20 protein-coding genes and 1 pseudogene are annotated in these 15,186 nt (G+C 39.0%); 16 read left to right on the top strand and 5 right to left on the bottom strand.

Translation table 11 applies throughout. The annotated features are described in order from the left end of the window. Positions 1-101: 101 nt before the first annotated feature. On the bottom strand, positions 102-1,085 hold the full coding sequence (gene guaC, locus AC6CIB_RS03600) for a GMP reductase (protein ID WP_498278061.1): 984 nt from the start codon (positions 1,083-1,085) through the stop codon (positions 102-104). A gap of 266 nt (positions 1,086-1,351) precedes the next feature. Here guaC and AC6CIB_RS03595 point away from each other — a divergent pair, with 266 nt between their 5' ends. Further along, a complete protein-coding gene (locus AC6CIB_RS03595; RefSeq protein ID WP_498278059.1) occupies positions 1,352-1,903 on the top strand; it encodes a 2'-5' RNA ligase family protein in 552 nt (183 codons plus the stop codon). Between the two features lie 76 nt (positions 1,904-1,979). Next, positions 1,980-2,129: a hypothetical protein gene (locus tag AC6CIB_RS03590; protein WP_498278058.1), complete on the top strand. Its 150-nt coding sequence runs from the start codon at positions 1,980-1,982 to the stop codon at positions 2,127-2,129. Positions 2,130-2,399: 270 nt separating this feature from the next. On the opposite strand, the gene AC6CIB_RS03585 is transcribed toward AC6CIB_RS03590, so the two are convergent. Beyond that, positions 2,400-3,359, bottom strand: a complete 960-nt coding sequence (locus tag AC6CIB_RS03585) for a nucleoside hydrolase (protein ID WP_498278644.1) — start codon at positions 3,357-3,359, stop codon at positions 2,400-2,402. A 174-nt stretch (positions 3,360-3,533) separates the two neighbouring features. On the opposite strand from AC6CIB_RS03585, the gene AC6CIB_RS03580 reads away from it, so the two are divergent. The 13 genes and pseudogenes from AC6CIB_RS03580 to AC6CIB_RS03520 all read left to right on the top strand — a co-directional run bounded on the left by AC6CIB_RS03580 (position 3,534) and on the right by AC6CIB_RS03520 (position 12,832). After that, the gene (locus AC6CIB_RS03580) at positions 3,534-3,920 is read left to right on the top strand and encodes a MerR family transcriptional regulator (RefSeq protein ID WP_498278057.1); all 387 of its coding nucleotides are present in this window, start codon (positions 3,534-3,536) and stop codon (positions 3,918-3,920) included. After that, positions 3,917-5,426 (top strand): annotated as a pseudogene (locus AC6CIB_RS03575) (class I adenylate-forming enzyme family protein). Before AC6CIB_RS03580 ends, AC6CIB_RS03575 begins: the two are co-directional and overlap by 4 nt. Continuing rightward, positions 5,423-7,105, top strand: a complete 1,683-nt coding sequence (locus AC6CIB_RS03570) for an acyl-CoA dehydrogenase family protein (protein WP_498278056.1) — start codon at positions 5,423-5,425, stop codon at positions 7,103-7,105. Before AC6CIB_RS03575 ends, AC6CIB_RS03570 begins: the two are co-directional and overlap by 4 nt. Positions 7,106-7,816: 711 nt before the next feature. After that, on the top strand, positions 7,817-8,374 hold the full coding sequence (locus tag AC6CIB_RS03565) for a hypothetical protein (protein WP_498278054.1): 558 nt from the start codon (positions 7,817-7,819) through the stop codon (positions 8,372-8,374). A gap of 207 nt (positions 8,375-8,581) precedes the next feature. After that, the gene (locus tag AC6CIB_RS03560) at positions 8,582-9,451 is read left to right on the top strand and encodes a cation diffusion facilitator family transporter (protein WP_498278052.1); all 870 of its coding nucleotides are present in this window, start codon (positions 8,582-8,584) and stop codon (positions 9,449-9,451) included. A 182-nt stretch (positions 9,452-9,633) separates the two neighbouring features. Beyond that, a complete protein-coding gene (locus tag AC6CIB_RS03555) occupies positions 9,634-10,338 on the top strand; it encodes an MFS transporter (protein WP_498278051.1) in 705 nt (234 codons plus the stop codon). A gap of 264 nt (positions 10,339-10,602) precedes the next feature. Next, a complete protein-coding gene (locus tag AC6CIB_RS03550) occupies positions 10,603-11,064 on the top strand; it encodes a PH domain-containing protein (protein WP_498278050.1) in 462 nt (153 codons plus the stop codon). A gap of 52 nt (positions 11,065-11,116) precedes the next feature. Further along, positions 11,117-11,317 carry a YxzE family protein gene (locus AC6CIB_RS03545; protein WP_498278049.1) on the top strand — a complete coding sequence of 67 codons (201 nt, stop codon included), beginning with the start codon at positions 11,117-11,119 and terminating at the stop codon, positions 11,315-11,317. 68 nt (positions 11,318-11,385) lie between these two features. Further along, positions 11,386-11,592: an alpha/beta fold hydrolase gene (locus AC6CIB_RS03540; RefSeq protein WP_498278047.1), complete on the top strand. Its 207-nt coding sequence runs from the start codon at positions 11,386-11,388 to the stop codon at positions 11,590-11,592. Beyond that, positions 11,589-12,053, top strand: coding sequence for a GNAT family N-acetyltransferase (locus tag AC6CIB_RS03535; RefSeq protein WP_498278046.1), 465 nt, complete (start codon positions 11,589-11,591; stop codon positions 12,051-12,053). Before AC6CIB_RS03540 ends, AC6CIB_RS03535 begins: the two co-directional genes overlap by 4 nt. A 62-nt stretch (positions 12,054-12,115) precedes the next feature. Further along, positions 12,116-12,253: a hypothetical protein gene (locus tag AC6CIB_RS03530; RefSeq protein ID WP_498278045.1), complete on the top strand. Its 138-nt coding sequence runs from the start codon at positions 12,116-12,118 to the stop codon at positions 12,251-12,253. Between the two features lie 7 nt (positions 12,254-12,260). After that, positions 12,261-12,683: a GNAT family N-acetyltransferase gene (locus AC6CIB_RS03525; protein ID WP_498278044.1), complete on the top strand. Its 423-nt coding sequence runs from the start codon at positions 12,261-12,263 to the stop codon at positions 12,681-12,683. 17 nt (positions 12,684-12,700) lie between these two features. Then, positions 12,701-12,832: a hypothetical protein gene (locus tag AC6CIB_RS03520; protein WP_498278042.1), complete on the top strand. Its 132-nt coding sequence runs from the start codon at positions 12,701-12,703 to the stop codon at positions 12,830-12,832. Positions 12,833-12,876: 44 nt separating this feature from the next. Here AC6CIB_RS03520 and AC6CIB_RS03515 read toward each other — a convergent pair whose 3' ends face one another. The 3 genes from AC6CIB_RS03515 to AC6CIB_RS03505 form a co-directional block, all read right to left on the bottom strand. Further along, a complete protein-coding gene (locus AC6CIB_RS03515) occupies positions 12,877-13,266 on the bottom strand; it encodes a sporulation protein (protein WP_498278041.1) in 390 nt (129 codons plus the stop codon). Further along, entirely contained in the window at positions 13,266-13,403 is a 138-nt protein-coding gene (locus AC6CIB_RS03510; RefSeq protein WP_498278039.1) for an FbpB family small basic protein, read from the bottom strand. Before AC6CIB_RS03510 ends, AC6CIB_RS03515 begins: the two co-directional genes overlap by 1 nt. Before the next feature lie 292 nt (positions 13,404-13,695). Beyond that, positions 13,696-13,962 carry a PH domain-containing protein gene (locus tag AC6CIB_RS03505; RefSeq protein ID WP_498278038.1) on the bottom strand — a complete coding sequence of 89 codons (267 nt, stop codon included), beginning with the start codon at positions 13,960-13,962 and terminating at the stop codon, positions 13,696-13,698. A gap of 690 nt (positions 13,963-14,652) precedes the next feature. On the opposite strand from AC6CIB_RS03505, the gene AC6CIB_RS03500 reads away from it, so the two are divergent. Continuing rightward, on the top strand, positions 14,653-15,075 hold the full coding sequence (locus AC6CIB_RS03500; RefSeq protein ID WP_498278037.1) for a DUF1801 domain-containing protein: 423 nt from the start codon (positions 14,653-14,655) through the stop codon (positions 15,073-15,075). The last annotated feature ends 111 nt before the right edge of the window (positions 15,076-15,186 follow it).

The following is a 15,186-nucleotide window of genomic DNA, read 5'->3' as shown; positions in this document are numbered from 1 at the left end:
CGATGGGAAAAACTACTATAATTCGAATAGTATAGAGGTCCGTCCCTAACGAAAAAAGCCGGATACGAATGTACCCGGCACAAAGTCATTATAATAAGTGATTAATAAACTTTGTCTCCATTAAAGATTGAATTTTTTACTACTACATAATCCACTGTTCGGATTGCTTCAAGCTTCGTTCCACCAGCATAGGAGATAGAGGATTGAAGGTCTTGTTCCATTTCGGTCAACGTATGTTCCAGTGACCCTTTATGTTCAACAAACATTTTTTTACCCTCAACATTTTTCTTTTCGCCTTTTTGGAACTCTGAAGCTGATCCAAAGTATTCTTTGAAGAGCTTGCCGTCTTTTTCGATTGTATCTCCTGGAGACTCTTCATGGCCTGCGAATAGGGAACCGATCATCACCATGGACGCACCGAAACGAATGGATTTTGCTATATCACCGTGGGTACGGATACCACCATCAGCGATGATTGGTTTTGTAGCGGCTTTTGCACACCAGCGTAGAGCAGCCAGCTGCCATCCACCTGTACCAAATCCGGTCTTGATTTTCGTAATACATACTTTCCCTGGTCCGATTCCCACTTTTGTAGCATCAGCACCAGCATGCTCCAGTTCTCTGACAGCTTCAGGAGTACCTACGTTCCCGGCAATCACAAAGCTATCTGGTACGTGCTTTTTAATGTGCTGAATCATGCTGATTACCGCATTGGAGTGACCATGTGCAATATCGATTGTAATAAACTCCGGTGTCAGCTTTTCTTCCGCTAATTGCTCTACAAACGCATACTCTTCATCCTTAACACCTACAGAAATAGAAGAAATCAGGCCGCGGGACTTCATATCTTTAATAAAAGAAATTCGTTTTTCAGGCTCGAAGCGATGCATGATATAGAAATAATTATTTTCAGCTAAATATACAGCGATTTTTTCATCAATAATGGTTTGCATATTGGCAGGTACCACAGGTAACTTAAATGTATGTCCACCCAGGGTCACACTCGTATCACATTCAGAACGACTGTTAACCACACATTTTGCAGGAATTAATTGAATATCTTCGTAATCAAATACATTTTCCATTATTACACCCCTAAACACGAATATTAAAGTTTGTTCAATTTATAAATGTTCGTCCATAAGGTAATTTACATCATTTTCTTATCGATGTCAAAGATTTTTATCATTTTAGGTGAAGAGGCTTTAGATTTAAGTACAAATTCTTGATTCAATCAATATTTAAGCGTCTGCGAATAAGGGTCTATGAACCCACTGAAATTGAGACTATGTTACAGTATAAGGAAGAAGGGCTTATGAACAATCCGTATAACAGGAAAGGTGGTTAAGCTATGTACTGGGTAATTGCTCTATTCGATGAAAAGACTGAAGAGTTGATACAAGATATATGGAAGGAACTAACCGTTAAAAATATTTCTTACTATGAGGAAGAAATCAACGATGCACGTCCCCATATTACGATAGGGAGTTATAAAGAATTAGATAAGCAAAAATACATAAAAGCATTAGAGGAGTATTATGAACATAAAAAAACGATGGATATCACCTTCAACACCGTAGGTTCATTTCTAAACTTCGGAACTCTATTTTTCTCCCCAACCATCACAAGAGAACTACTAAACTTCCATTCGGATCATCATGATTTCTTTCACGGTTTCAATGAAACAGCTAATCCACTCTATTTTCCTGACAAATGGATACCACACTGCACTTTAGCCAATAAGCTTTCGCCAGAAAAATTATCCCAAGGCTTTAAGCATTGTTTAGAAAGAGGAGACTCAATTGAAGCGAAGATAACTGGTATTGCGTTAATTGAATTAGTCGATGATTCAAAGGGTTGCATAGACGCTCCGATTGTTTATTCAAAATCACTATTGGAATAAACTGCAACATTTATAGAAACGATTTTTGGTTGATTATGGTATCCTAGCGAAGAACGATCTTCAAGGGGGTACACCAATGATGGAACTAATCAATATTATTTTATTCCTTTTATTCATCGCATGTAGCATGGAGATATTCGCAATGGGAAAACAACAAAAACAAATGAATGAGACCATCCAAGAGCTGAGAGATGATCTTAAGAAATTAGTGAATCACGATAGGTAGTAGAAAGTGCAGGGCTTGCTTAAAATAATCACACTCCCAGAATCAATAACACGAATATAAACAACTATCAACGCAATGGAGAGACCTACCCATTGCGTTTTTTATGCTTATATACAAATAGATTATTCTTCCGGAACTTTTCCATTAGGCCACTGGCATAAAAGATTACTTTCCCCCAGGACGAACTACTCTATCCTATTAGATACATCAACCCTACAGCCAAAATTATTAATGCAAACAACAAAGTGGAGTCAATCCTCAATGTTGAGATCACTTCTTTTTTCTCTCAAATGATTCCCCGGTCATCACATTCATAAATCGCTCGAAAAACATGGCATACTCGAACGAAAAGGCAATCCGATGTTTTTTTGCTTTTTTTTCAAACTGAATGTACGGTCTGATATCAGCAATGCTTTGTCCGCGGTGAATGCCAGTGCTCGAGGTCACTACATGAACGGGTAGATTTCGAAACGTAAACATGTCTTCATTGGCTGCTGACATGAGGGTGATCGCATCATGTACTGGGCTTCCTTTAATAAATGGATTTCGTTTCTTATAAAAACCATAGTAATAGTCTAACAGGGGCTTAACAAGCTTCGATCGACCTTTATACTCGATATAATCAACCATTTCAGGTGTTACAATTGCATGGTCAGTTACATTAAGAGGGATGATGGTAAGATTACTTGCATATGTCAAAACAATCTTAACTGCAATCGGATCAGAATGAAAGTTTGCTTCAGATACCGCCGTTACATTTCCCGGTACCCAGAACGCTCCGCCCATAATATAAATCTTTTTTACTTTGTTCATAAGAGTCTGGTATAAGATAAACATATTCGCGAGGGACGTCAGCCTTCCAACATTTACAATGATCAGTTCATCCCCATATCTCTCAATCAATCTTATTATTTCAAAGAAATTTTCAATAATTCCTTCATACAGACCAGGCTTAATTGGTCCAAGTCCATATTCTCCGTGTATTTCAGGATAGAATTTAGGCTGCTCTGCTGTCATCGGAACCTCTGCTCCACCAATAATCGGAATCTGATCTTTAAGGTTCAACAGTTTCATGAGGTAGTGAACACTAGCCACAGCACGGGATCTTGGGACATTTCCATACTCAGCTACGATCCCGACCAGTTCAATCTCTTCACTCAGATGAGAAAAGATCAAGGCAATGGTATCATCGATTCCTATATCGGCAAATAACAATACCTTCTGCATGATTCACTCACCACCTCTGCAATTATTATTACTAGTATATGGAAAACAGTATTCTGATTATGTGTAAAGGGACCCCTACCAAAGAACCAAAAACTATTATAAAAATAAGTTGAACTTTACGTTAACGTCAATGGTAAACTTAAAGTATCAAAATTTTCTAACAAAGAGATGATCACTATGACATACACAATAACTAAGCTGGCTAAGGAATTTAACGTAACGACACGCACGATAAGGTACTATGAGGAGCTAAATCTGTTGCAACCGGCAAGGAGCGAGTCAGGAAGGAGGATCTATTCGAAAAGTGATATCACGAAACTTAAATTGATTTTCAGGGGAAAACGCTTTGGCTTCTCTTTGGATGAAATCAAAGAAATGGTCCTATTATTTGATCAGGATCGAACTGGAAGGAAGCAATTAGAACGTACGATTGAATATGGAACCAAACGAATCGAGGAGGTGACAACCTTTATTGAAGAGCTCGAAGCTATGAGAACAGAAATGGAAGAACTAAGGGATGAGTTTGCCAGAAAATTAAATGAGACAGGGGAGACATCAGATTGAATATTTCACGTTTATTGTCACGAAATGCCCGTAAATATCCGACACATCAAGCCATAGTTACTGAAGGAGAAGTGTTGACCTACCAACAACTTAATGAAGCAGTTAATCAATTTGCCTCTAGTTTACATCATCGCGGTATCGGTCTTGGAGATAAAGTGGTGTTATTCATGCCAAACACGAAGGAATTCGTGATCAGTTATTTTGCCGTTCTCCGGCTAGGGGCTATCATTGTCCCTGTCAATACGAAACTGACACAAGGAGAGCTGGGATACATAGTGGATCATAGCGATGCTAAAGCCATTCTCGTTCACGAATGGTTATGGGAAACCTGTAGGGATTTAAAAAACAATGAGCTATTGTGCGTGAAAACAGGAAATGCCCAAGACTCATGGAAGTCCTTTGAAACCTTATTAAAAGAAGGGAGAACCGATGAAATCGATTGTCGGTTAACCGAAGATGATGAAGCGACAATCCTTTATACATCCGGAACTACGGGTCAACCCAAAGGCGTCCTGTTCACGTATCGAAACATACTTACTGTATCCACTATGATGTGTGTTGAATTTGAAATGAACCCAGAAAGCAGAATACTACAAATGATGCCTCTCAGTCACTCGGCACCACTTCATCTTTTCCTTGTGGCCGGCACGTATGTGGGAAGCACACACGTCTTATCACCAACCTTCACACCAGAGAGTCTACTCAAGCTTGTCGACCAAGAGCGGATTACCCACTTCTTCGGAGCACCCGTTGCCTACCTATTCACTGCTAAAATGCCAAACATCAACACCCATAACCTCACCTCCATGAAATACTGGCTTTACGGGGGAGCACCCGTATCAGCCGAAGAAATTAATATTATTAAAGAAAAATTAGGGACGGACCTCCTTCATTGTGTATACGGACTAACTGAAGCAGGACCAAGTGGGACTTTATTAACCGCGGATGAACACCATGAAAAAGGGGGAAGCATTGGTAAGAGAGGAGCCCTGGGGACCGACATCATCATCGCCAATGAAGATGGAGAACCGGTCGGGGTCAATGAGATAGGGGAAATACTCCTTTACGGAGAAGGAAATATGAAAGAATACTACAAAGACCCGGAAAAGACTAAAGAGACTTACATCAACGGTTGGCTGAAAACGGGTGACCTCGCCAAGATGGACGAAGACGGATACTTCTGGGTAGTCGACCGGAAGAAGGACATGATTATTTCAGGTGGCGTAAATGTTTATCCTAAAGAAATTGGTCCAGCATCCAGCTATTTCTGAGGTCGCAGTAGTCGGTGTCCCACATCCAGAGTGGGGGGAGACCGTAAAAGCATATGTTGTAAGTTCCCTGGAAGGAGAAAAACTTGCCCAGGAATGTAAAGCTTATCTAGGTGGAAAACTGGCAAGCTACAAAATTCCTAAACTGTATGAAGGGATTCCGGCACTACCGCGTAATGCAACGGGTAAGATTTTGAAACAAGTATTGCGCGACGAAATAGAGGAGGTGAAATCATGAAAAAAATTGAAAACTTCTATCGTGAAGATCCTCATTTCAAAGAACTCATGAAGCAATATCTGGACAAAGATTTTTTCGGTTGGGCTGACCAAGAGCTGGACGGATTCGGTGAATTGTGCGCAGGGGAAATTGATGATCGTGCCGTACACACTGATCGTGAAGGACAGCCAAGGCTCATCAAATACAACCGATTAGGAGAAGAAATCTCTGAAATCTGGGTGAATGAAGGCTATAAGAAAACGGTTGAACAAACGTATAACAGGGGGATTGTCGGATATATCCATAAAGAAATTCCTCCACTCGGTCACAAAGGGAACTATGTGTATTCCTTTGCACAAGGCTATCTCTTATCACAAACAGAGCCTGGATTTTATTGCCCGGTCACTTTATCCATGGCTACTGCTTTGCTTCTTGAAAAGTATGGTTCGCATCAGGTAAAAACAAGATTTCTGCCCCATGTGCTATCAACGGGAGAAGTGGAATTATATGAGGGAGCTACATTCTTAACGGAACGCCAAGGAGGATCTGATGTTGGCGCCAATGATACAAAAGCGATTAAAAATGGTGATTCCTATCAGCTCTGGGGTGAAAAATACTTTGCCTCCAACTCAGGGATGTGCGGAGTGACCATGGTGCTAGCCCGTATAGAAGGGTCTGGCAATGGAACAAAGGGACTCAGCTTATTTGCGGTTCCATGGAGAAACGATGATGGCTCCCTGAACGGAATTCATATTCGAAGATTGAAAGATAAATTAGGTGTCCGTGCGGTGCCGTCAGCCGAAGTAGAATTTGAAGGAGCATACGCTTATCTAGTAGGAGAACCGAACCGGGGTATCTACTATATGATGGAAGCCCTTAATTTATCCCGTGTCTGTAATGCGATTGCATCAATTGGTATTATGAGAAGAGCTTACCTGGAAGCTCGGAATTATGCCTTGTATCGTGAAGCATTTGGGCAGCCGTTAACTCAATATCCGATGATCAAAGAAACACTATCTCGTCTTGCAGCCAAGCAAGAGGTAGAAACAAGTGCAGTATTTCATCTCGTCCACCTGTTCGACCGTGTCGTTTCAGACGATACCCCGACGACAGAAGAAGAATCCGTCCTAAACAGATTACTTATTGCGATTTTGAAAAAGGAATCAGCAGAACAAGCGATTCATTTCTCGCACGAAGCCATTGAAATGCACGGAGGAAATGGCTACATCGAGGATTTTGTTCTCCCACGCTTACTTAGGGATGCCCAGGTATTGACGGTGTGGGAAGGAACTGCAAATATTTTAGGACTTGAAGTACTAAGATTAATGAATAAGCATCGGGCTCATGAGTACTTTTTGGTCAAAATCAAAGAAGAGTTATCCAATTTGCCAGAAGAGCTCCTCTTGTTTAGCACCCCGGTTACAGAAGGTATCGCTAAGCTAGAACAATTATTGGAAAAAGTAGCAGTGGGGGACGTCCACACACAAACCTATCATGCAAAACGAATTGCTGAGTTAATGGCCAATATATTCGAAAGTGTCATCGCACTTAAGGATGCCCATACAATGGGTGGAGATAGGAAGCGAATGATTGCTGAAGTATTTATCGAGCATACATGGAAACAAACCGAATGGATTGATGAAGAGATGAAGTCAGTTCAATATTTCGACGATATTGTTGGTGTATATGTACGAGTATAAAAATAATTGGCCCCTAAACTCGAATGGAGATTAGGGGCTTATATTATTTTTCACAACAGCAAGGACAATCACATTCTTTTTTCGTCTTACACTTACAGCGTTCACATGAACACTCTTTTTTCACCAAGAAAAGCACCTCCAATATGTCTTATGTTAATATTCATCGTAACCAAAACTTTTCTTTCCATACATTCAGGCTGAGGAAGAGGATGTTCTTATTAATTTCTTAATTGGAACCTACTGGAATGAAGGGTGATATTGAATTTTTGAAGATGAATCTGGGGTGATGTGAAAAATCAGTTCATTTTCGATTTAAATGCTAATTCAAGGCTCGGTCATGCTATTTCAGAAGTATTTGGGCTTGGGTAGTTCAGTCGAATAGATGGATATCAGCGGAATTTTAAATTTATCAGCGAAATCGATACTTTTATCAGCAAATTTCCTAATTTATCAGCGAAAAGAATGCCTGCTCGTATAAATGGACTGATCATTCACCTTTTAGACCAGCTCCATAAATCGCGATTCTAATACTGATAGAGTATTACAAGGAAAATTAACCATATATGATAATATTGTTATGGTAACTACTTATTCCGACAGAAGTTGAGTTATTTACAAATAATACAAAATAATATCCATTTGTTTACATACAAAATCAAATAAGGTAATATATGTAATTGGAGTGGCTCATAAAAAAGGGAGGAAATGATAATGAAAAAATTATTAGTACCGTTTATCTTGTTATCTATGAGTTTATTTATTGCTGCCTGCAGCAGTGATGAAGGTAGTACAGTTGAAAAAGATAAAGAAACGAATACTGAAACAACAGGTGAAACAGCTAAATCAGATGAGATGGAAATGAAAAGCGCTCTATTAGACTATCAAATGAAGATTATCAACACGGTAAACGCGAATGATTCGGCTATTTATGCATTTGAAGCAGCTAAAGCAAAGGAAGAGGATAAACCATCTGATGAAGAAATTGCAAAACTGAAAACTGATGCAGAAGCAGCTGCTAAATCTGTAGCAGAAGACGTTCATGCTCTTGAAGTTCCTGCCGCACTTGATTCTAAGAAGGAAGAAATCCAAGGAGCGTTAGATGATCTTGCAAAATCGTATGAAACTAGAGCTGCCAATCTTTCAGATGAGGCGAACGCCGAATACACAGAATCTGATGAACAATTTGCTGCATTCGAAGAAAAAATGGCAGCCGTCTATGAAGAAGCAGGCTTAACAAAACCTAGTTTTTCAGCTGATATTGTAGACTAATAGCGAAAGATTCATAGGAATTAACCATTCCAGGACCAAACAGGACTGCACTCGCAGTCCTATTTTTTGTGTGTTCATAAAAGTTTGCTCAACAAAACATTTTTAACCTCTTCATAATAAGATAGCTGAACTAAAGAAGGTTGCTATAGACCCACATGATTGCGGATTGATATGATAAGCACAATGAAAGTGTGGAGGATATAACCAGTGGATCAAGAAAAATATAAACAGTTAAAATCAGGTGAACGCGGAGCTATCATCAGTATCCTTGCATACATCGTATTATCAATAATAAAGTTTATCATTGGAACCACGTCCAATTCAGAAGCATTGCAGGCAGACGGCTTGAACAACGCGACAGATATTGTGGCTTCTGTTGCTGTACTTATTGGACTGAAATATTCGAGAAAGCCTGCAGATCAGGATCATCCCTATGGTCACTGGAAAGCAGAAAGCGTTGCCTCTCTAATTGCCTCATTCATCATGATGATTGTAGGGCTTCAAGTACTATATAATGCCATACAGTCTGTATTTGACGGAAAAACCCAATCACCTGACCTTCTTTCAGCCTGGACAGGGGTGGGTGCAGCTATCGTCATGTATCTGGTTTATCGCTATAACAAAAGACTGGCTGAAAAAATAAATAGCCAATCCCTTATGGCTGCTGCCAAGGATAATCTTTCTGACGCATGGGTGAGTATCGGAACAGTAATCGGAATTATTGGAGCTCAATTCTATCTTCCTTGGTTAGACCCTCTGACGGCCGTTTTTGTAGGTCTCTTAATTTGTAAAACTGCATGGAATATTTTCCGGGAAGCTTCACACTATTTAACAGACGGGTTTGATGAACAATTGATTCAAGCCTACGAAGAGACCATTCAAACCATCCCGGGTGTGAAAGGGGTAAAGGATATACGCGCGAGAAACTACGGTAACAACACTGTCGTGGATGTGGTTATTTTAGTAAGGTCAACACTTGATATTAAACAGGCACATGACATTTCAAGCGTTGTGGAGGAAGAATTGATGAAGAAGCATGAAGTGTACGATGTGCATGTACATGTGGAGCCGAATTAATAGTAGGATGATTTACTAATACTTTTTCATAAGCTGCAATTTAAAACTCCTGAATAAATTAGTAATCATCAAAAAGGACCCGACATGGGTCTTTTTTGATGGAAGTCAATTCAAATTAAATGCAAAGATAAGAGTCATTCCGATGAAAATCAGCTTACCAATCCGAACAGGAACGTCTCAAAATGAAATCCGAAAAGAAATCAATAGAAAAACAAACTGTAGGCGTAGCCTTTGCAGAATACAAGAAAGATCTAATTGAAGGTTTTACAATCGTATTCAAATCCCATCTCGCAAAATTTTTATTGGGATCAATCGTTGCAAACTTTGACATCGGGTCAATCTATGCCATTTTGGCGGCATTTGCTGATGACAGAGGTGGCTCTGAATTATATGGTCTTTACTTAGCAGCCATTTCCGGAGGTGCATTGATCGGAGCCATTGGGGCATCCTGGTTTGAGCGCTATCCGTTGAGTAAGCTTACGATTGTATTATTCTTCTTGGGTGGAACCACTTGGATGATTTCAGGTTTTATTCCTATGAATAGCTTAAGCATTATATTATTCTGCGTGTCATGGATCCCTATTGGTGCCACCAATGTCATCACGGGGGCTGCTCTTCAATCAATCGTTCCACAGCATCTGCTCAGAAGAATATTCTCTGTCATATCATCTCTAAAGGCAATGGCCATGCTGTTCGGTTCCCTTATTGGCGGCTATCTTTCGGAAATATTTAGCAGCACGTCTGAATACATCTGGAGTGCTGGTGGAATTTTATTTATTTCCCTCGTATGGATCTTAAACAAAATTTTACGTTCCCTTCCACACACCTCAAAGCTTAATCCAGAGGAAGTAGGCTTGGCAGATGAGAGTGTAACGGCTTCATCTTAATAAAAGCAACATCCCTTCACAAAGAATTCCTATGAGGAGGGATGTTGCTTTTTGATAAAATACTTTACTATCACGTGAAAGCATTGGATGATAATGGTAAACTAGAAGTATAGTACATTCAATACTAATTCCCATTGCATTCATAATAAATTCTGGCATATTCGTATAATCTTTGGATTTTCCAGATGAACCAATTGGTACATTTTAAACAAGCAGCTCAACATGCTGAATCCAAAAGACAGTAAATAAGGGGATGAACATATAATGAAATTTCGTTCTAAAATTGATCGATTTTTTATTTCTGTGATTTTCATATTATTGCTTCTTATCTCTATTGTATATTTGATTCCACTTATTTTTATAGGTCGTCCTACCATAATGGACATCATAGTCGTTGTAAGCTTATACGTCTTTTCAGCAGGCATCATTATATGGACAGGATTCTTTCAGCAATATGAGTTGTACGAAGATTACCTATATATTAAAGGAGGTCCGTTCAGGAGCCGAATTTTTTATGGTGATCTTACCAGAGTGAGAGCTAACCGGGATATCTTCACTGGATACAGAGTCTTGTCTTCGAGAGATGCCCTTGAAATCTTTTATCGAACCGGTTATTGGGGGAGCGTTAAGATTTCACCTCGAGACAAGGAGCTTTTTTTATCTGAGCTGGATAAACGCTGTTCCCATTTGTTCATTCAAAGTTCACCCCAAATCAATTCTAAATAATCTGAAACCTTGTTTGATTCATGACCGTATACAATAGCAAGAGGTGATAAAAGTGACAGGAATACTATTCATTATACTAATTCCAATCATCTTCACAATGATTGCTTTAAATCTTTCCCATTCATCAAAAAGAGGCGACAGAAGTGGGGATGGGGGCTATTATGGTTCATATGATGGAGGCCATGATTCAGTAGGCAGCTGCGGCACCGGATTTGGCGGTGGGGATTGTGGAGGCGGTGGAGGAGGCGAATAACTTGCTTCCTTCTGTTTTTTTGCTCGTGACGACAATCGCAATACATAGGAGATGAGCACCGTTGAAGCGTGTTTTATTCAGCACTCATCATACAGAATGGTGAAGCCCCTTCTGATTCCGTGATGTTTGGCCTGCATGGTCTTGGAAGTACCGGTCTCCGTTTTATTGACGTGGCCGAGGAATTAAAAGAGGATTACAGGATTATTTCAATTGATACTGAGGGAAATCAGAAACCGATGGAAATAGGAAAAAAAGAGGAGGCACTCATTCTATGATTCTATTACAACCAATGAAAGACCACGAATATACTCTTTGGATTCAAGACTCTATTAAAGAGTACGCAGAGGAAAAGACGAAAGCATGTAACTTCCAAAAGGAAACTTCACTAGAGCAGGCTAAAAACGAATTTAATCAATTACTGCCAGATGGACTGGAGTCAAAGGATCATTACTTATTTACTTTAATGGATGGTGAAAACCAGGAAGACGTAGGGACTTTATGGATTAATGTACAGGATGACGGGAGAGAAGCATTCATTTATGATATTAAGATTCATGAAAGCAAAAGAGGGAAGGGATATGGAAAAGAAGCCTTAAATTCCCTGGACTCATTTGCAAGGGAAAAAGATATCTCGAAAATAGCGCTCCATGTATTCGGTCATAATAAAGTGGCTCTTTCGTTGTACCAGAATTCAGGGTTCAAAGTGACCAATGTCTTAATGTCAAAGACTCTTTAAATTCGAACAAAAGGCACCACTCTAATCCGGTGTCTTTTTCTATGTAGAGGAGGCCATTCAACTTGAGTGCATCAAGTGAAACATACAGTTATGAAGACAGTTATTTTTTAATAGGAAATGCCGGAATACTAATCATTGGCATAGTTGTACTAATCCTGATCATCGTATTCCTTTCCTTATTTTTAAAGAAAAGAAAGTAGGAGCGTCATGAGAAAAGTAGCATATGCCCAAATAGACGATTTGGAATCTCTTATACAGATTGATTGTCAAGTGATCGGAAACGAAAGCAGACACGAGCAAATCCAGGAGGCAATATTAGAAAAGAGATGTTTAGTTGTTAGAGAGGGAGAGACTACTGCCGGTTTTCTTATATTTAACACCCACTTTTTCGAAAATACTTTCGTCTCTCTCATCATTGTTTCACCAGAGGAAAGAAGGAAGGGCAATGCCTCTTTACTATTGAAACATGTTGAAGAAATTTCGCCGTCAGATAAAATATTCTCGTCTACTAATCGATCAAACCGGCAAATGCAAAAAACATTTCAAGTAAACGGCTATTCTCCAAGTGGAAAGATCGAAAACCTGGAACCAGGGGACCCGGAGATTGTTTATTATAAACAAAGAAGATAGGAAAGGGAGGTCATGGAGTGGTTATCATTTTAGCCATTTTTCTATTAATCTTTTCATTTGATTTCACCAAATTCAGAAAGCAAAATCAAACCATGATTGAGCAAAATGAGAGAATTATTACGCTTCTCGAGGAAATCAAGAATAAATAATACATATGGAAGGTAGGCTCCTTATTGGGGAGCCTACCTCAGCTTCAATCGATTGTAATGTAATCCTCATCCAGGCTTTCTACTCCCTGATCGAACGTCAGCTTCGTTTTAAAGAGGTAGCGTACCCCGTTTTCTTCGGAGTATGGCAGAGAATTAGGAATCCGGTAGGTGAAGGATAATTTGTTTCGTTCTTCAGCCTTGATGCTATCAGATTTTAAAACGGTAGTTGAATCAATGATTTTTTCTTCCTTGCCATTATTATCAAGCATCACCAAGTCACATTCCACCCGCCTCAGCTTTTGTTCGATAATACCTCCTTCTAAAAAGAAGTATCCATGTAAAAGTTCTCCTTGCTTGAACGAGTTTTTAGGTAAAACAAGATCAATCTTGGCAGAGCCTATACCAAAGAGAGACATATATTTACGTAAAATCATTAGGCATTCTCCTTTTTTGTTGAAGTATATTTATTATCTATTTTTACTTCGATTTTGTTCATCTCATTTTTATCGTTTAATATTTCATTTTTGTTTTGTTCTATTAGTTGAGAGAGGTTTGTTTTTAATTTTTTCATTGTCGAAAACTTCCTTCCAAAATGAAGTGATATAGAAAAAGACCTTTACCTGAATTGGTAAAGGTCTTTTTTAGACATATATAAACCTTCACCAACTGGTAAAGGTCTCGCTAACAACATGGTTGTCAATAAAGCCGAGAGTGATAAACTCTGTAATGACGACTTTATTGTTACAGCTACTCCCCTTTAGGAGAATATTAAATTATGAGACTATCATAATCGATGGGTGGAGGGATGTCAATGAATTTGGATGTGGGGGGGAAGTGGCGAGATTTTATGTGCCGTTACCTAGTCAATGTTTTTTCAACTCATCATACCACTCCTTGGTTTCCCCAGGGTTTCCACCATTCAAAAAGATATGTTGATCATTCACCCGGATATAAATATAAGGAGCTTCCTTGTGTATAAACAACAAGCTTTTCCCATAACCTTTCACTTTGAATTGTCCTTTAGCCAAGGTGGAAAGACCGAATCCGTTGATTTTCCAGGTGACTTCAGGCATACCTTCCATTAACTCAACCTTTTCAACCTCTTCAAGCTGCCACACTTCTCCATACAAACCAGTGACCTCAAATACCTCATCCTTACAATCAGATCATATTTTTCATACCCGAGATAAGTGAGAACACTCACAAAACCTAAAACAACCACAGACAAAGTAGAACTAATCCAGAAACCTCTTTTCCTTTTGCCTGAAACCTCAAATTTGGATAGATATATTAAACCACCCATTAAAAAGACAAGCATAAAGACAAATTGAACTTCAATTACATATGGAAAAGAGGTGAAAGCAAGGGGAAGAAGGATAAGCATTCCGACAGCTGTATAAATCAATAAAGACCCGGTCTTTTGAGGATAGCCATTTTTAATCAACTATTCTTGTTCTGTCTTACTTAGCGTCACAAACCCCGAAATCAGCCTATAATTTTTTTTTACTCTTTTTACTCGGATCGCCCATCCTAATAATGAAAAAAGTACTATAACAATTAGTTGAATCCCAATCAGGATTCCCATGCACGTTCCTCCACTCAGTATATTGATAGTATATTTACGATTTTATATTGGAATAGTTTCAATTATTTGGTGTTTATCTAGCCGATAAAAGAAACAACTCCCAATAAATACCTTTTTGATTAAACTATTCTGACCATGAGAAATTTATAACTTAACGCTGGATGCAGGAATTGAGCTGGAAAATAGAGAACTATGTGGGTAAAATAACATGTGAGAATCAGAAAGGGGCAGTCGAATGTATGAATTGAAAACAAAACAAAATGACAGCAGTGTGATTGAATTTATTGAAGCAGTAGAGAACGCAAAAAAACGCGAGGATGCCTATAAACTGCTGGATATTTTCACAGAGACGACCGGGTTTAAAGCAAAAATGTGGGGACCGAGTATTATCGGGTTCGGTTCTTATCATTACAAATATAAAACCGGGCACGAAGGAGATGCTCCGTTAGTCGGATTTTCACCGAGGAAAGCGAAAATAAGTCTATATTTTGCACCAGGGGACCCTGAAAGGGAAAAAGTATTAAACTCATTCGGTAAACATACAACAGGAAAAGCTTGCGTGTACATAAACAAAGTAGCAGATATCGACCAAGACGTTTTGAAACAATTGATTAAGCAATCCGTGAGCTTTCTTCAAAAAACATATCCGAATCCATAAACAGGATAATCAGGAGGAATTAGTCTAAATACCGTGACTAATTCCTTATTTTTTATACGTTGAAGCTTTATATTTGATATTAAAGAAAATATCCTATAATATTAATCTCGA

This window comes from Rossellomorea sp. GQ25, assembly GCF_059758515.1.
Note: the sequence above shows the minus strand (reverse complement) of the source record. Positions and strands in the feature narration are given on the sequence as shown.